9 protein-coding genes are annotated in these 12,125 nt (G+C 64.3%); 5 read left to right on the forward strand and 4 right to left on the reverse strand.

The genetic code is table 11. The features are described from left to right. Positions 1-701: 701 nt before the first annotated feature. The 3 genes from FFY45_RS01610 to FFY45_RS01620 form a co-directional block, all read right to left on the reverse strand. Positions 702-2,084 (reverse strand): TolC family outer membrane protein, encoded by a 1,383-nt coding sequence (locus FFY45_RS01610; protein ID WP_115040928.1) that lies wholly within the window; start codon positions 2,082-2,084, stop codon positions 702-704. A 20-nt stretch (positions 2,085-2,104) separates the two neighbouring features. Next, positions 2,105-2,761: a protein-L-isoaspartate O-methyltransferase family protein gene (locus tag FFY45_RS01615; RefSeq protein ID WP_006451154.1), complete on the reverse strand. Its 657-nt coding sequence runs from the start codon at positions 2,759-2,761 to the stop codon at positions 2,105-2,107. Positions 2,762-2,889: 128 nt separating this feature from the next. After that, positions 2,890-3,543: a TetR/AcrR family transcriptional regulator gene (locus tag FFY45_RS01620; RefSeq protein WP_006451155.1), complete on the reverse strand. Its 654-nt coding sequence runs from the start codon at positions 3,541-3,543 to the stop codon at positions 2,890-2,892. Positions 3,544-3,829: 286 nt separating this feature from the next. On the opposite strand from FFY45_RS01620, the gene FFY45_RS01625 reads away from it, so the two are divergent. Continuing rightward, entirely contained in the window at positions 3,830-6,844 is a 3,015-nt protein-coding gene (locus tag FFY45_RS01625; RefSeq protein ID WP_176339102.1) for a two-component regulator propeller domain-containing protein, read from the forward strand. 3 nt (positions 6,845-6,847) lie between these two features. Here FFY45_RS01625 and FFY45_RS01630 read toward each other — a convergent pair whose 3' ends face one another. Continuing rightward, positions 6,848-7,732 (reverse strand): LysR family transcriptional regulator, encoded by an 885-nt coding sequence (locus FFY45_RS01630; protein ID WP_176339104.1) that lies wholly within the window; start codon positions 7,730-7,732, stop codon positions 6,848-6,850. A 120-nt stretch (positions 7,733-7,852) separates the two neighbouring features. Between FFY45_RS01630 and leuC the strand changes: the two genes are divergently transcribed. From leuC to leuB, 4 genes are all read left to right on the forward strand, one after another. Then, complete coding sequence (leuC, locus tag FFY45_RS01635; protein ID WP_176339106.1) at positions 7,853-9,301, forward strand: 3-isopropylmalate dehydratase large subunit; 1,449 nt, start codon at positions 7,853-7,855, stop codon at positions 9,299-9,301. A gap of 66 nt (positions 9,302-9,367) precedes the next feature. Then, positions 9,368-10,015 (forward strand): 3-isopropylmalate dehydratase small subunit, encoded by a 648-nt coding sequence (leuD, locus tag FFY45_RS01640; protein WP_176339107.1) that lies wholly within the window; start codon positions 9,368-9,370, stop codon positions 10,013-10,015. Beyond that, positions 10,012-10,797: a methyltransferase domain-containing protein gene (locus FFY45_RS01645; RefSeq protein WP_176339109.1), complete on the forward strand. Its 786-nt coding sequence runs from the start codon at positions 10,012-10,014 to the stop codon at positions 10,795-10,797. Before leuD ends, FFY45_RS01645 begins: the two co-directional genes overlap by 4 nt. A 37-nt stretch (positions 10,798-10,834) precedes the next feature. Continuing rightward, entirely contained in the window at positions 10,835-11,908 is a 1,074-nt protein-coding gene (leuB, locus tag FFY45_RS01650; protein ID WP_176339111.1) for a 3-isopropylmalate dehydrogenase, read from the forward strand. Positions 11,909-12,125: the final 217 nt, after the last annotated feature.

Genomic DNA, 12,125 nt, shown 5'->3' on the forward strand with positions numbered 1-12,125 from the left:
CGGCATCCATGCCGCCACACGGTCCCGCAAGCGGTGAGGACACCGCACCAAAGAGTTTGTCGGTTGCTTTCTTAAAGCTTGTCCATCGCTCGGCTTGCATTGAGAAAATGAATCAGGCGTGCCGTTATCTAAACAACCCACGTAAGACATTGCTTCCACCATGCCCACCGACCATCTCGACTGGTCCTTGCCCGCCCACCGTCGCGGGACCTTACGCGGCATGGATGCCGCGTAAGAGCCTACAGGGACGTACTTGCGGCGTGTCCCGCGATGGTGGGCGGGCAAGGACCCTGCAGCCAAGCCGCAGATCAGCCGCTCTGCCTTGCAGCGTGTCCCGCGATGGTGGGGCGGGCAAGGGCCCTGCAGCGAAGCCGCAGATCAGCCGCTCTGCTTTGCAGCGTGTCCCGCGATGGTGGGGCGGGCAAGGGCCCTGCAGCGAAGCCGCAGATCAGCCGCTCTGCCTTGCAGCGTGTCCCGCGATGGTGGGCGGGTAAGGGCCCTGCAGCGAAGCCGCAGATGCTCTGCCTTGCAGCGTATCCCGCGATGGTAGGCGGGCAAGGAAGGGGCCCTGCAGCAAAGCAGCAGATCACCCGCTGATGCGGCAGTCATCGCAGGTATCGCATGCAGCCAGGTACGCGCTTGCATCGGACATAAAAAAGGCGGGCCTACGCCCGCCTTTTTTAGTTACCTATCCGCTCGCATTACTGTAGTGAACCACTGCCTTGCAGCTTGGACTCGGCATCCTGCGACAGCAGGCGATTGACGTCCTGCAGATCAGTGATATCGAGCTTGCCGATCGCCTGGCCCAGCAGCAAACGGTTCTGCAGGAAGTTGTAGCGCGACTGCGCGTAGTTCAGCTGCGCCTGGAACAGCGTGCGCTGGTTCTGCACCACGTCCAGCACGGTGCGCGTGCCGACTTCCAGACCCACCTGCGAGGCATCGTATGCGGCCTGCGCAGACACTACGGCCAGACGGCGAGCTTCCACTTCGCTGATGCCGGCGACCACGGTCTGATAGGCATTGCGCGTGTTGCGATCCAGCGCGCGCTTCTGCTGCTCGTAGGTGTCCTGCTGGATATCGCGACGCGACAGCGCCTGACGCACGGCGGACTGCGTTGCACCGCCGGCGAAGATCGGAACCGACAGCGTGATGCCGATCGAATCGGTATCGATGTCGCGGCCGTTTGTGGTGAAGTTGCCGGCCGCCTGATCGACAGTGCTCGCGCCGCCCCAGCTATTGCTGCGGCCGACGTTGGCACCGAGGTTCAAGGTCGGATAATGCCCTGCACGCGCCGCATTGACCTGTGCTTCGGCTGCGCTGACCTGCAGCTGCTGCGCCTTCAACGCCGGATTGTCGGCAATGGCGGTGGACACCAGCTGATCGACGTTGGCGTAGGCGGCCGGCACTTCCGGGCGGAACTCTTCCGGCAACGCACGCAGGCCCACCACCGGCTGGCCGGTGAGCTCGGTCAGCGCCTGGTAGTAATCCTTCAGCGTGTTGCGCGCATTGATGGTGTCGGCACGCGCCTGGTCGTACTGGGCGCGGGCTTCGTGCACGTCGGTGATCGGCGCCAGGCCCACTTCCAGGCGCTTGTCGGCGTAGTCGAACTGCTTCTTGGCGGCGGCTTCGTTGGTCTCGGCTGCGGCCAGCGATTCGATCCCCACCAGCACCTGGAAATACGCCGCCGAGCTGCGGGTAATCAGGTCGTTGTTGGCCGATTCCAGCGTGAAGTCGGCTGCCTTGGCCACTTCGCGCTGTGCGCGCAGGTTGGCGAACTGCGCCCAGTTGAAGATGGTCTGGCTGCCCTGAATCGAATATTGGCGTTGCTTGGTGGTGGAGCGGCCGTCCACGCCTTCTAGTTCGCGGTGCGACTGGGTAAAACCAGCGCTACCATCCAACTGCGGCAGCAACGCCGCACGCGCCTGTACCTGTCCCTCCCGATTGACCAGGCGAGTGGACTCGGCCACGGCCAGCTGCGGATCGCCGTTGCGGGCCATTTCGTAGACCTGCAGCAGATCGGTGGCATGTGCTGCCATCGGAGACAGGGCGGCGGCCAGGGCCAGAACGAGGGATCGGCGGATCATCGGGGAAGCTTCCTTGGGAATCAGAATTGGAATCGGGGCGTCGGTGCGGCGCCCTGAAGATAGGCGAGGTCGGTTTCGAATAACGATTCGATGCGCGGAGCGTTGACGTCGCCACGCACCAGGACTGCTTCCATCACCGGTTCGTGACCACGCACGACAAACAGCCGGCCATTCGGGCGCAACCACTGCAGCCACTGGGTCGGTAGCGTGTCGACTGCGCCGGTGATGCAGATGGCATCGAAACGACGCTCGCTCTGCCAGCCGAATGCGTCGGCGGTTTCAATGCGTACGTTGCTGCCCAGGCCGGTGCTGTCCAGATTGGCGCGTGCGGCGGTGGCCAGTGCCGGATCGATCTCCAGGCTCACCACTTCGCGGGCCAGTGCGGCCAGGCAGGCGGTGGAAAAGCCACTGCCGGTGCCGATTTCCAGCACGTCTTCGCCCGGCTGCAGATCTAGCGCCTGCAGCATGCGGCCTTCGACCACCGGCTTCATCATCTTGTGCCCGGCCGAGAGCGGAATTTCCACATCGACATAGGCCAGGGTCTTGTAAGCCTCCGGCACGAAGGCCTCGCGCGGCAGGCGCGCCAGCACGTCGAGCACGCGCAGGTCCAGCACGTCCCACGGCCGGATCTGCTGTTCGACCATTTTTTCGCGGGCTTGGGAGAAATCGATCGTCATGGTGCGGCTATCCAACGCAGTGGGGCAGGCATTTTACCGGTGCGCGAGGCAACTGGCGCATCTAGCATCGCCGCGCGCGGCCAAAGCACGCAGTGCCGGAAGTCATCGCCACCAACGTCTCGGTGCAATCAGCGCGGCGCATACGCCCTCAAAAAGAAATCCACGCTGGCCTGAATGTGCTCATCCACCTGTGCGCGGGTGGGCTGACCATGCAGGCCGCACATCATCAGCGCATACAGCTCGCCCTTGAGCAGGCAGAAAAACTGTGAAGCAGCGCGCTCCAGCTCGGGGATTTCCAATTGGCCATCGGCGACCCGTGCCGACAGGAAATCCGCCAGTGCCTGTTGGGTGCGCTTGGGACCGGCATCCCAGAACATTTCGCGCACATGCACGTCGCCGGTACCGGGCGCCATCATCATGCGATGGGTGGCGATTGCAGAGTCGGCGCTGACCATCGTAAAGAAGGCATTGGCGATTTCGATCAACTGGTCGCGCAAGTTGCCTTTGGGGGCGTGGTCGAACAGATCGTCCGGCATCATGTGTTGGCATTGTGCGCGGATCGCTTCAGAAAACAGGCTTTCTTTGTCGCCAAAGTGACTGTAAACGGTCAGTTTGGAGACGCCGGCGGCTGCGGCGATGCCGTCCATGCTGACCCCTGCAAAGCCCTGCTCCATGAACATGGTGCGGGCGGCGCCCAGGATGGCGGCGCGTTTCCCAAGATCCTTGGGACGCCCAGGACCGTTGCTCTTGGTCTTGGACTTGAGGGGGGGCGAACTGGACATATCGCCAATACTAGACCATCGGGTTCTATATTTATACTCGGCGCCTATGGAATGCATTGAAGCGCTCATAAATTGTGGCGTCTGCCCCGCCACCGATGCTGAGCGTCGCGCACCAGCTTGCTTATTGCCGTTAATTGTTTCATCTGAATGCCTCCCGGTGTCATCGCCCGCCTGGCCGCTGTAGGGGATCCCCCTAGGGCGCTGAAAAAACCCCGGTGATAGATTGACTGACGGTACGTCGGCGTATGTCGGCGACCTTCAGACGGGACGGACGAGGGACGAAAGCGTGGACAGGGTCGGGGCGCAAACGCATACAGGCTGCGTCCGCAGCAGGTACGTGCTGCGGATCGGGCCGTTGTGGCCGTCGCTGTGGCGATGCGCGTTGCTGTGCTGCGTGCTGCTCGGCGCCTGGCCGGCCTTCGCCCAGCCGCTCAAACACATCGCGTATCACACCGTCACCCGCTGGAGCATGGACGACGGCCTGCCGCACAACCTGGTGCATGCGGTGGCGCAGGGCGAAGACGGCCTGATCTGGCTCGGCACCTGGGAAGGCGTGGCGCGCTTCAACGGCCGCGATTTCACGGTCTACGACCGGCAGAATACCCCGGGCGTCGAGCTGGGCGGTGTGTTCGTGGTGGTGCGCGACAGCACCGGCGGCATGTTGTTCGGCACTGCGTTCGATGGGGTCTACCACTATCAGGACGGCCACTGGCAGCAACTGGGCGATGCCTCCGCGCGGCATCTGGCGGTGAGCGCATTGCTGCGGCGTGCCGATGGCGCGTTGTGGGTGGGCACCCCGCAGACGCTGTACCGGATCGAGGCCGATGGGCGGGTGGTCGATGTGGGCCGCCAGGCCGGGCTGCCGCGTGCACGCGTCACCGCGCTCTCGGCCGACGACGACGGCGATCTGTGGGTCGGCACCGAGGTCGGGCTGTATCGCCTGCCGCACGATGGCAGCCAGGCAACCGCCTGGGGCAAGGCGCATGGCATGCGCGATGCGCCGGTGCGACGGCTGGCCAGCGACCGCGAAGGTGGGTTGCTGGTGGCTGGCGACGACGGGGTGTGGTGGTGGAGCCGCGGCGGCGGCCTGCAACGCTTCCGTCAGGGCCAGCGCGTGGATTCGTTGTTGCTGGATCGACGCGGGCATCTATGGATGAGTCTGTCGACCGGGCTACTGGTGGTGCACAGCGGGGCGGACGATCCGGACGAGCAGATCGCCATTTCCGGTGTGGCCAGTCCGGCCTTGCTGGAAGACGCCGAAGGCCTGATCTGGGTCGGCAGCACACACGGTTTGTTCCGGGTTGCCGAAGGCGCCGCGCATGGCGTCACCCACGAGGACGGCCTCACCTCCGATTACGTGCGCAGCGTGCTGCAGACGCCCAATGGCACGGTGTGGGTGGGCAGCGCGGTGGGCCTGGACCGCTGGCGCGGCGAGCAGATCAGCCGGGTGTCGTTGTCGCCCAGCGAGGGCGGGCGCGTGCTGGAACAGTCGGTGCTGGCGCTGGCCGACGCCGGCGACGGCGGTGTGTGGGCCGGCACCTATAGCCAGGGCGTGGTGCGTCTGGATGCGCAAGGCCGCGTGCTGGTGCGCATCGGTGCAGCCGAGGGCTTGCCGTCGATGTCGGTGCGCGCGGTGCTGCCCGATGGCGAGGATCTGTGGATCGGCACCACCGCGGGGCTGGTGCGTTGGCGCAATGGCAAGGCGCGTCACTACACCGCCGCCGACGGCGTGCCGGACGGTTCGGTGCAGGTGCTGTATCGCGATGCGCAGGGGATTGTGTGGAGCGGCACCGATCGCGGCATGACTGCGCTGTCGCCTGACGGCAGCACGCGCGCATGGCTGGGCGAGCAGGATTTCCCCGGGCAGAACGCGTTCGACTTCCTGCGCGATGCCAATGGCGATCTGTGGATCGCCAGCGATCGCGGCCTGTTGCGCTTGCGCGGAGAAACGTTCCGCGTCTACGACCACCGGGTCGGGCTGCCGCGCGACAAGGTGTTTCGGGTGATCGACGACGGCCGCGGCTATTTCTGGTTGTCGAGCAACCATGGCGTGTTCCGCATCGCGCGCAGCGATTTCGACCAGCTCGATGCGGGCACGCGCGACCAGTTGAGTGTGGAAGTGGTGGATCGCAGCGACGGCATGCCTGGCAATCAGGGCAACGGCAGCAGCGCGCCGGCCGGCTGGATGACACAGTCCGGGCAGCTGTTGTTTCCCACCGCAGCCGGTCTGGGGGTGATCGATCCGGCGCGTGTGGGCACCTTGCAAGGCCATCGCTTGCCGATCGTGTTCGAGCGCTTGCTGGTCGATGGCATGGTGCAGCCATTGAACGACCCGCATCGATTCGGCGCAGACACCCGGCGTATCGCCATTGGCTATGCCGGGTTGAATTTTCGTGGGCCGGACAAGGTGCGTTATCGCTACCGGCTGGAAGGCTTCGATCCGGAGTGGGTGGATGCCGACAGCGCCATCGAAGCGATCTACACCAATCTGCCGCCGGGCCGTTTTCGTTTCCGTGTGCAGGCGATGTCGCTGCCGGTGGACTGGCGGCAGACCGCGTTGCTGGGCGAATCCAGCCTGGTCATCGAACTGGCGCCGCCGTGGTGGCGGCGTGGCGAAGTGATCGCGCTGGGCATCCTTGGCCTGGGCAGTGTGATCTACATGTTTTACTTATGGCGCACGGCCAGTTACCGCCGACGCCAGCGTCAGCTCAACACGGTGATCGACCGGCGCACACGCGAGTTGAGCGACAAGAACCTCGCGCTGCAGCGGGCCAGCCAGGAGCGCGAAGCGTTGATGCGTCAGCTGGAGTATCGCGCAAGCCACGACGTGCTCACCGCGCTGCCCAACCGGCGCGAGGCCGAGCGTGTGCTGCAGCAATGGTTCGACGAAGCGCGCGCCGGTGGTGCGGCATTGGCGTTGGCGCTGATGGATATCGATCACTTCAAACGCATCAACGATGCCTACGGCCATGAGGTCGGCGATGCGGTGTTGTCTGCGATTGGCGAGGCGTTGAGCGAACACGATCAGGCGCAGTGCTTTGCCGCCCGTCACGGGGGCGAAGAGTTCCTGCTGGCGGCCATCGGGCTGGACGCGGCGCAGGCGCACGCGCTGTTCGAGCGCATGCGCCAACGGCTTGCAACGATCGATGTCGACGCGCAAGGCACCACCGTGCGTTGCACCGCCAGCATGGGCATGGCGATGAGCGATGAAGCCCCGAGCCGGCGCGAATTGCTGGCCTTGGCCGATCGCCGTCTGTATCAGGCCAAGCGGCAGGGGCGGGATCGCTTGGTGGGGCGATGATGTTTACAGCTGCCCCTGATCCGCCTGCGCATGCAACAGCGCAACAAATGCCTGCGCCGCACGCGACAAGGTGCGCCCGCCATGCGTCACGCAGCCGAGCTCGCGCGACAGCGCGACATCGGCCAGCGGCAGCGCCACGATCTGATGATCGATCATGCGCTCCGGCAACACGCTCCAGGCCAGGCCCACCGACACCAGCATCTTGATCGTCTCCAGATAGTTGGTGGTCATGCGCAGGCTCGGCACCAGCCCGCGCTCGGCGAACAGGCCGGCGACGATGCGATGGGTGAAGGTGCCCGGGTCCGGCAGCACCGCAGGGTGCGCCACCACATCCTCCAGTGTCACTGCGCGCAGTGACGCCAATGGATGATCCGGCGCCACCACGAACTGCAGGCGGTCGTGCCAGATCGGCTGCGCGCGCAGCGGCGCACGCGTGTCCGGTGCCAGCGTGGTCACCGCCAGTTCCACCTCCCCGCGCAGCACGGCTGCATAGGCCAGTTCCGAATCCAGGAACTGGATGTCCAGCGCCGCCTGCGGATGTTCTGCAGCAAAGCGGCGCAGCAGGGCGGGCAGGCGATGCAGGCCCACGTGGTGGCTGGTGGCCAGGCTCAGGCGCCCGCCGACCGACGCACCAAGGTGTTCCAGCACGCGGCGGGTGTCCTGCAGCTCTGCCAGGATACGTTGCGCGCGTGGCAGCAGGGCCTGGCCGGCTTCGGTCAGCACCACCTGGCGGCCGAGGCGATCAAACAATCGCGCCGACAATTGCCCTTCCAGCAAGGCGATGCGTTTGCTCACCGCCGGCTGGGTGAGGTGCAGCGCCTCGCCGGCGGCAGAGAAGCTACCGCTCTCGGCAATTGCCACGAACGCGCTGAGGCTGCCCAGGTCCATTACTATTCCTGAAATTCATTTGTTGAATAAACAATATGAATTTGCGTTATCCAAGGCAAGCTCCTAGCATCGAACTCAGCCAGGTGGGCGCACCCACCATCCGCCAATTGGGTTGCTGCAATGACTGCCAAGACGCTGTACGACAAGTTGTGGGAACTGCACGAGGTCACGCGCCGTGACGATGGTTCGTCGCTGATCTATATCGACCGCCACATCCTGCACGAAGTGACCTCGCCGCAAGCCTTCGAAGGCCTGCGCCTGGCCGGGCGCAAGCCGTGGCGCATCGACGCCAACATCGCCACGCCCGATCACAACGTGCCGACCACGCGTGCCGAGCGTCAGGGCGGGCTGGAGTCGATCACCGACGCAGTCTCCCGCCTGCAGGTGCAGACCCTGGACGAGAACTGCGACGACTTCGGCATCCTCGAGTTCAAGATGAACGACGCGCGTCAGGGCATCGTGCATGTAGTCGGGCCGGAGCAGGGCGCCACCTTGCCGGGCATGACCGTGGTCTGCGGCGATTCGCATACCTCCACGCACGGCGCGTTCGGCGCGCTGGCGCACGGCATCGGCACCTCTGAGGTCGAGCATGTGCTGGCCACGCAATGCCTGATCGCCAAGAAGATGAAGAACATGCAGGTGCGGGTGGAGGGCACGCTGCCGTTCGGCGTGACCGCCAAGGACATCGTGCTGGCGGTGATCGGCAAGATCGGCACCGCTGGCGGCAACGGCCATGCGCTGGAATTTGCAGGCAGCGCGATCCGCGATTTGTCGATCGAAGGCCGCATGACCATCTGCAACATGTCGATCGAAGCCGGCGCGCGCGTGGGCATGGTGGCGGTTGACGACAAGACGATTGCCTACGTCAAAGGTCGCCCATTCGCGCCCAAGGGCGCCGACTGGGACGCGGCGGTCGCGTTGTGGAGCACGCTGGTGTCCGATGCCGATGCGCACTTCGACACAGTGGTGGAATTGCGCGCGGAAGACATCAAGCCGCAGGTCAGCTGGGGTACCTCGCCGGAGATGGTGCTGGCGGTGGACCAGCACGTGCCGGATCCGGCCGCCGAACAGGATCCGACCAGGCGTGATTCGATCGAGCGCGCGCTGAAATACATGGGTTTGCGCGCCAATCAGCCGATCACCGAGATCCATCTGGATCGCGTGTTCATCGGCTCGTGCACCAACTCGCGCATCGAAGACCTGCGTGCCGCCGCTGCAGTTGCCAAGGGCCGCAAGGTTGCTTCCACCATCAAGCAAGCATTGGTGGTGCCGGGCTCGGGTCTGGTCAAGGCGCAGGCCGAAGCCGAAGGCCTGGACAAGGTGTTTCTGGACGCCGGCTTCGAATGGCGCGAGCCGGGTTGTTCGATGTGTCTGGCGATGAACCCGGACAAGCTGGGCAGCGGCGAGCATTGCGCTTCCACTTCCAACCGCAATTTCGAAGGCCGCCAGGGCGCCGGTGGTCGCACCCATCTGGTCAGCCCGGCGATGGCAGCGGCTGCTGCGATCAGTGGTCACTTCGTTGATGTGCGTGAGCTTGGGGATTTGGGAGTGGGGATTCGGGATTCGTAAAGACCGGTCTGCGCATTCCAGCTTTTTCGAATCCTCAATTACCAATCCCTAATCCCGGCACTCCTAATGACCCCTTTCACTCAACACACCGGACTGGTCGCGCCGCTGGATCGCGCCAACGTCGATACCGACCAGATCATTCCCAAACAATTCCTCAAGTCGATCAAGCGCACCGGCTTCGGTCCGAACCTGTTCGACGAGTGGCGGTATCTGGATATCGGCGAACCTGGTCGCGACAACAGCCAGCGCCCGATCAACCCGGAGTTCGTGCTCAATTTCCCCCGCTATCAAGGCGCCAGTGTGTTGCTGGCACGCGAAAACTTCGGCTGCGGTTCCTCGCGCGAGCACGCGCCGTGGGCGCTGGACGAATACGGCTTTCGCGCAGTGATTGCATCGAGCTTTGCCGACATCTTCTTCAACAACAGTTTCAAGAACGGCCTGCTGCCGATCGTGCTGGCCGAAGCGGAAGTGGATGCGTTGTTCCAACAATGCCTGGCGACCGAGGGCTACCAACTCACCGTGGATCTGGACGCGCAGCGCGTGCGCCGGCCCGATGGCGTGGAATACAGCTTCGACATCGACGCCTTCCGCAAGCACTGCCTGCTCAACGGGCTGGACGACATCGGCCTGACCTTGCAGGACGCCGATGCGATTGGTCGCTTCGAACAAGGCCATCGCGCGCGTCAACCGTGGTTGTTCGGCGCACTGCAGTGAACTCGGTTGCCAACGCCACCGATGCGGGAGCGCAGAGTGCGCATGTTGCTGCGCAGTTCGGGCCGCAGGCGCAGGCCTATCTGCATAGCGACGTGCATGCGCAAGGCGCAGAGTTCGCCGAACTCCGCGCTGGTCTGGCCGGTCATCGCAACGGCCGATTGCTCGACCTGGGCTGCGGTGCCGGGCATGTGAGTTTCCAGCTGGCGCCGTTGATGGCCGAGGTGGTGGCCTATGATCTGTCTGCCGACATGCTCACCGTTGTGGCGGCCACCGCCGCCGAGCGTGGGCTGACGCAGGTGCGCACCATGCAAGGTATCGCCGAGCGCTTGCCGTTCGAGAGCGGCAGCATGGATGCAGTGGTCAGCCGCTACTCGGCGCACCATTGGAGCGACCTGGGACAGGCAATGCGCGAAGTGCGGCGCGTGCTACGTCCAGGCGGGATCGCTGCCTTTATCGACGTGGTGGCGCCTGGGCTGCCATTGCTGGACACGCACCTGCAGGCGATCGAGCTGCTGCGCGATACCAGCCATGTGCGCGACTACAGTGTGGCGCAGTGGTTGCAGATGGTGGGCGATGCCGGCTTGCGGGTGCAGCGTCATCATTGCCAACGGCTGCAGCTGGACTATCTGAGCTGGGTAGACCGCATGCGCACGCCGGAGGTGTTGCGCGCGGCCATTCGCGTATTGCAGGACGCGGCGGTGAACGAGGTCCGCGACTATTTTCAGATTGCCGCCGATGGTTCCTTCAGCACTGATGTGCTGGTGGTATGGGCCACACGTTGATTTTCAGGGCGCTACGGCGCCAACTCACGAGGATTGCATGAGCAAGCAGATTCTGATTCTTCCCGGCGACGGCATTGGTCCGGAGATCATGGCCGAGGCGGTCAAGGTGCTGACGCGGATCGATGCGCAACATGGCCTGGGTTTCACCCTGGTGTACGACGAACTGGGTGGCGCGGCCTACGACAAGTACGGCAGCCCGCTGGCCGACGAAACGCTGGAGCGCGCGCGCGCTGCCGACGCGGTGCTGCTGGGCGCGGTCGGCGGGCCGCAATGGGACACCATCGATCCATCGCTGCGTCCGGAACGTGGGTTGCTCAAGATCCGCTCGCAGCTGGGTTTGTTCGCCAACCTGCGTCCGGCGCTGTTGTATCCGCAGCTGGCCGATGCCTCCACACTCAAGCCGGAGGTCGTTGCGGGGCTGGATCTACTGATTCTGCGTGAACTCACTGGCGGCATTTACTTTGGTCAACCGCGTGGTACGCGCACGCTGGAAAATGGTGAGCGTCAGGCTTACGACACCTTGCCGTACAGCGAAAGCGAAATCCGTCGCATCGCCAAGGCCGGCTTCGAGATGGCGCGTTTGCGCGGCAAGAAGCTGTGTTCGGTCGACAAAGCCAACGTGTTGGCATCGAGCCAGCTATGGCGTGCGGTGGTGGAGGAAGTCGCGAAGGATTATCCGGACATTGCGCTGTCGCACATGTATGTGGACAACGCGGCGATGCAGCTGGTGCGCGCACCAAAGCAGTTCGACGTGATCGTGACCGACAACATGTTCGGCGACATCCTGTCCGATCAAGCATCGATGCTCACCGGCTCGATCGGCATGCTGCCCTCGGCCTCGCTGGATGCCAACAACAAAGGCATGTACGAGCCGTGTCATGGCTCGGCACCGGATATCGCAGGGCAGGGCATTGCCAATCCGTTGGCGACCATCCTGTCGGTGGCGATGATGTTGCGTTACACCTTCGCGCAGGCCGCCGCTGCCGATGCGATCGAGCGCGCTGTCGGCGAGGTGCTCGACCAGGGCCTGCGCACCGCCGACATCTGGTCGGAAGGCACTACCAAGGTCGGCACGGTCGCGATGGGTGATGCGGTGGTTGCTGCGCTGTAAGCGTGATCGTTCGGTTTGTCTTTTGTTGAGATAACAGCGGTCATTGCTCTATTTGGCGATGGCCGCTTGCGTTTTGGGCTTATCGATGGCGCGGTGCCGCATCCAGTGGCAGGACACGCCGTGAATCCGTCCGTGGAGGCTCAGTGGCGGCATCCATGCCGCCACATGGTCCCGCCCCTGGACGCGACACCGCGCTCCCACTCTTTGCGGTTGCTGA

This window comes from Xanthomonas hortorum, assembly GCF_011305375.1.
Lineage (GTDB): Bacteria > Pseudomonadota > Gammaproteobacteria > Xanthomonadales > Xanthomonadaceae > Xanthomonas > Xanthomonas hortorum_E.

What these genes read in the sequence shown, in the direction of transcription:
- FFY45_RS01610 (WP_115040928.1), bottom strand. Translation starts at nt 2,084, where the DNA reads ATGATCCGCCGATCCCTCGTTCTGGCCCTGGCCGCCGCCCTGTCTCCG.
- FFY45_RS01615 (WP_006451154.1), bottom strand. Translation starts at nt 2,761, where the DNA reads ATGACGATCGATTTCTCCCAAGCCCGCGAAAAAATGGTCGAACAGCAG.
- FFY45_RS01620 (WP_006451155.1), bottom strand. Translation starts at nt 3,543, where the DNA reads ATGTCCAGTTCGCCCCCCCTCAAGTCCAAGACCAAGAGCAACGGTCCT.
- FFY45_RS01630 (WP_176339104.1), bottom strand. Translation starts at nt 7,732, where the DNA reads ATGGACCTGGGCAGCCTCAGCGCGTTCGTGGCAATTGCCGAGAGCGGT.
- leuC (WP_176339106.1), top strand. Translation starts at nt 7,853, where the DNA reads ATGACTGCCAAGACGCTGTACGACAAGTTGTGGGAACTGCACGAGGTC.
- leuD (WP_176339107.1), top strand. Translation starts at nt 9,368, where the DNA reads ATGACCCCTTTCACTCAACACACCGGACTGGTCGCGCCGCTGGATCGC.
- leuB (WP_176339111.1), top strand. Translation starts at nt 10,835, where the DNA reads ATGAGCAAGCAGATTCTGATTCTTCCCGGCGACGGCATTGGTCCGGAG.